Annotated in this window: 3 protein-coding genes and 1 pseudogene; 2 read left to right on the forward strand and 2 right to left on the reverse strand. The window is 66.8% G+C overall.

What is annotated here, in order from left to right:
• The coding region (locus HMPREF3088_RS09970; protein WP_246818162.1) for a transposase at positions 1-287 on the reverse strand (287 nt) is incomplete at its 3' end.
• A gap of 5 nt (positions 288-292) precedes the next feature.
• Between HMPREF3088_RS09970 and HMPREF3088_RS09975 the strand changes: the two genes are divergently transcribed.
• Together HMPREF3088_RS09975 and HMPREF3088_RS09980 are read left to right on the forward strand one after the other, a co-directional pair.
• Entirely contained in the window at positions 293-1315 is a 1023-nt protein-coding gene (locus tag HMPREF3088_RS09975; RefSeq protein ID WP_070759828.1) for a CE1 family esterase, read from the forward strand.
• Positions 1316-1364: 49 nt separating this feature from the next.
• On the forward strand, positions 1365-1976 hold the full coding sequence (locus tag HMPREF3088_RS09980) for a DNA-3-methyladenine glycosylase (protein WP_070759829.1): 612 nt from the start codon (positions 1365-1367) through the stop codon (positions 1974-1976).
• A gap of 165 nt (positions 1977-2141) precedes the next feature.
• On the opposite strand, the pseudogene HMPREF3088_RS09985 reads toward HMPREF3088_RS09980, so the two are convergent.
• Positions 2142-2424 (reverse strand): annotated as a pseudogene (locus tag HMPREF3088_RS09985) (hypothetical protein); the annotation flags it as partial.

The following is a 2424-nucleotide window of genomic DNA, read 5'->3' on the forward strand; positions in this document are numbered from 1 at the left end:
ACGGTCTTGGTGTACGACCCGTTGCGGTGATTGCTCTCCTGCGCGGCTTCCACCTGGGCTTTGGACTTGCGGTCGGAGTGGCTATAGCCCAAATGCGCATCCATCTCCGCCTGCAGACCAGCGTTGATTGATGCCTGCAGCAGGCCTTTGACCAGCTCGCTTGCATCATCAGCGGAGGTCGACAGCTCGCTGATCAGGCTAGCCAGCTCAGGATTTTCCATCAGCTTCTCGCTGATCTCGTTGACCCTCGCCGGGTCATGGCCTTTCTTCGGTGACACAGTAGTCATTATCGGTGAAACTCCCTCTCAATCAGAGCCTCACACACAAACTTCCTGACACCCTCAAGGCTGAGGCGCAGCTGCCACCGCTGCCAGCTGTCCCACAGTCGTCCGACTTCCAGCTCCCGCGGGTTCAGTTGCCGAACCTCGGGCACATCCGCCTGCCGAACGGCCAGCGAGTGCAGGGCGCCCTCCCAGCTGGCTCCAGCCTGCCGGGCGCGCCAGCGCCGGCGCTGAAGGGTCGCCCGAATAACGCGAAGCCGGCTCCGCGCATCGGCAACGGGGCGTCCATCAACGTGTACACCAAGTCCACCGGCCGCAACCGGCGGTACATCATGCACGTCCCGACTCACTACAACCCGGCCCGCCCCGCCCCGGTGATCTTCGGTTTCGACGGCTGGCGCGATAGCCCGGAGAACTTCCGCCGTTACTCCCGCCTGCACGAGACTGGTGCGGCGCGCGAAGCCATCCGCATTTACCCGGAGTCCATCAACCACGGCTGGGAGGGTGCGCCGTACGCTAGCGTCCGTGGCGGCGAGGACCTGCGCTTCGTCACCCAGATCATTGACGAGATTGACCGCACCTATAACGTCGACCGCCGCCGCATCTACGCGACCGGCCACTCCAACGGTGGCGGCATGACCGCTGTCGTCGCCTGCCACCTGCCGCACGTCTTCGCGGGGGTCGCATCCGTCGGCGGTGCGTACTACAATCCGGTGAACTCCGGCTGCAAGAACCTGCCGATCCCGATCCTCGTGATGCACGGCACCGGTGACACGATGATGCGCTACAACGGCGGCACCCGCCACGGCGGACGCCCGTACCTGAGCGTCCCACGCCTGATGAACAGCTACAAGGCCCGCAATAGCTGTGCACCGCAGCCAGCGATCCACAACATCCCGGGCGGCAAGCGCCACGTCTACCGTTGCGCCCGCGCTGAGACGCAGCTGATCACTAACCCCCAGAACCACACCTGGAACCGCGTGCCGGATGCCAGCCAGGAGGTCTGGAACTTCCTGAAGCGCCAGCGCCTCTAAAACCAGCGACTGAAAGCGAGTGGGAAGGCTCCCACCTAGGGTGGTGGGCATGACCATCCACCTCGACTTCCACCAAGCCGCCGAACACACCGCACCCCTCCTGCTGGGAGGGGTGCTTCGATTTGGGCAAGTGGCTGTACGCCTCACCGAGGTGGAGGCCTACGTGGGGCGCAAAGATCCCGCGTCGCACGCGTACAACGGCCCAACTCCCCGGTGCGAAACGATGTTCGGCCCACCGCAGCGGCTCTACGTCTACGCCAGCTACGGGATCCATCGCGCCGGGAACCTGGTGTGCCACCCCGAAGGCGAGGCGGGCGGAATCCTGCTGCGCGCCGGGGAGGTCATCGCGGGGAGGGAGCTGGTGCGGCAGCGGCGCGGGGAGAAGCATGCCGAGGAGAACCTGGCCCGCGGCCCCGGAAACCTCGGCCAGGCGTTGGGCTTCGATCTGCACCTCGACGGTGCACGGGTGATTCAGGTCGACGATGTGCTGGGCGTGGACAACCCCGAGGAGGGGGTGCTGTACCTGCAGCCGCCGGCGGAACGGGCAGAGTTCGTGGCCGGGCCGCGCATCGGGATTTCGAAGAACATTGACGCCCCGCTGCGCTTCTGGATCCCGGGTGACCGGACGGTCAGCTCACCGCGCGGGCGGCCGCGGCGCTAGTCCAGTCGGGGTTAATCCGTTGCGTTATTGGTGCGTCGCCGCGGTGCTCGGAGGGGGAGCGGGGAGAGCTTTGGGCAGCGGAAGGCTGACATAGAAAGAACCGCTACCTGCTTCGGTAGCAGGTGCGGTTCTTTAGTTCAGGGCCGGTGCCTCTGGGGCCGGTCCTTAGGCGTTAGGGGCGCCTGGGGCACCCGGTGCGCCCGGCGTGTTGCGGGTCAGCTTGATGACCCCACCCTCGGTGGTCGCGCCACCGGCCGGCTTGTCCGCAGCCGGCGCAGCGGGAGCCTCAGCGGCCTTTGGTGCCTCTTCGGCCGGGGCTTCCTCAGCGGCAGCCTCCTCGGCTGGAGCCTCGGCCTGCTCTTCGGCAGGGGCCTGCGGCGCTGCTGGCTGGGCCGGAGCGGCTGGCGCTGCGGCCTGTGGGGCAGCAGCCGGTGCGGCAGGAGCCGCT

Origin of the sequence: Corynebacterium sp. HMSC22B11 (genome assembly GCF_001815965.1) — a bacterium.
GTDB lineage: Bacteria > Actinomycetota > Actinomycetes > Mycobacteriales > Mycobacteriaceae > Corynebacterium.